This is a genomic window from Lacihabitans sp. LS3-19 (assembly GCF_024343575.1).
GTDB lineage: Bacteria > Bacteroidota > Bacteroidia > Cytophagales > Spirosomataceae > Leadbetterella.
On record NZ_RJUA01000075.1, the window covers coordinates 1 to 1,475 of the forward strand.

The 1,475-nt window shown below is 35.1% G+C and carries 2 protein-coding genes and 1 pseudogene; 2 read left to right on the forward strand and 1 reads right to left on the reverse strand.

What is annotated here, in order from left to right:
* A partial coding sequence (locus EGI22_RS15405) for a peptidylprolyl isomerase (RefSeq protein WP_255069328.1) occupies positions 1 to 229 on the forward strand: 229 nt, incomplete at its 5' end.
* Positions 226 to 1,131, forward strand: a complete 906-nt coding sequence (locus tag EGI22_RS15410) for an SDR family oxidoreductase (RefSeq protein ID WP_255069162.1) — start codon at positions 226 to 228, stop codon at positions 1,129 to 1,131. The genes EGI22_RS15405 and EGI22_RS15410, both read left to right, overlap by 4 nt.
* On the opposite strand, the pseudogene EGI22_RS15415 reads toward EGI22_RS15410, so the two are convergent.
* Positions 1,132 to 1,475: pseudogene (locus tag EGI22_RS15415) on the reverse strand (hypothetical protein); the annotation flags it as partial.

Sequence of the window (1,475 nt, forward strand, 5' to 3'; positions counted from 1 at the left end):
AAATAAGCAACGTGCTGACTACATGACCATTGGAGGTTATCCTTCTCTTGACAATAGATACACCGTATTTGGAGAGGTTGTTGATAATTTAAAACTAATTGATGATATAGCTGTGGTTCAAAAAGATGAATTCAATAGACCAGTGGAAGACATCAAAATGGCCATGACCATGAAAAAAATGAGAAAAAAGAAAATAACCAGACTTTACGGTTATAAGTTTGTAAAATGAAAAAAATATTAATAACGGGTTCAAACGGGCTTTTAGGGCAAAAGTTAGTTGAAAAACTTTCCAAATCGAAGGAATTTCAAACTATTGCTACAGCAAGAGGAAATAACAGATTACCCGCTTCTGACAACTATATATATATATCGCTTGATATTACAAATAAAGACGAAATAGCCGCTGTATTTGAATCAGAAAAGCCTGATATTTTAATTCACACAGCCGCCATGACAAATGTGGACCAATGTGAAACCGAAAAAGATGGATGTTGGGGGTTAAATGTCAATGCAGTTGAGTATTTAATCAATGCTTGTAAAAAAACAAATACTTTTTTTATACATCTTTCTACCGATTTTATTTTTGATGGCAAAGAAGGACCTTATGATGAAACTGCTGAAGCTAATCCTTTGAGTTTTTATGGTTGGAGTAAATATGCAGCTGAGAAACTTTTGATAAATAGTGATATCAAATGGTCAATTGCCAGAACTATACTTGTATACGGCATTGCACATGATATGAGTCGCTCAAATATTATTCTTTGGGTAAAAAACTCACTCGAACAAGGCAAAAACATCAATGTGGTAAACGACCAATGGCGTACACCTACTTTGGCAGAAGATTTAGCGGATGGTTGTATTTTGATAGCTCAAAAAGAAGCTGAAGGCATTTTTAACATTTCTGGCAAAGATCTTTTAAATCCTTACGAAATGGCCATCATGACAGCCGATTTCTTTAATCTTGACAAATCATTGATTACCGAAGTGGATGGAACAAAATTCACCCAACCTGCCAAAAGACCAGCAAAAACAGGTTTTATTTTAGACAAACCAATGGAAATCTTAGGATATAATCCTAAGACATTCAATGAAGGAATAGCATTTTTAGCAAAACAAATCGGTGAGAAGTAATCAACCTTGTCTGACCAATTTTACTGAAAACAGTTCTTTAGATCTGGAATAAATATACGTTACGACTACCAATGTCTTGAGTTTGACACCATTTTGAGTCACGAAGTTTTGAATGGCGAAGGCTATGTAACAAAGGCAAATATGGCCCTCTATTCTTTGGTCTGTCCAATGAAACATTGGTCTGGTTTCAAGGTGGGATTTGAAGGTTCTAAAGCTGTGTTCTATTTTAAATAGTTGTTTATATTGATCTAAGACATCGCTTACTGGCAGCGTTTGATTATTGGTGCTTATGGCTAAAAAACCATCATACCGCTCAGCCGCAGCTATTTTTTCTTCATTCAGAC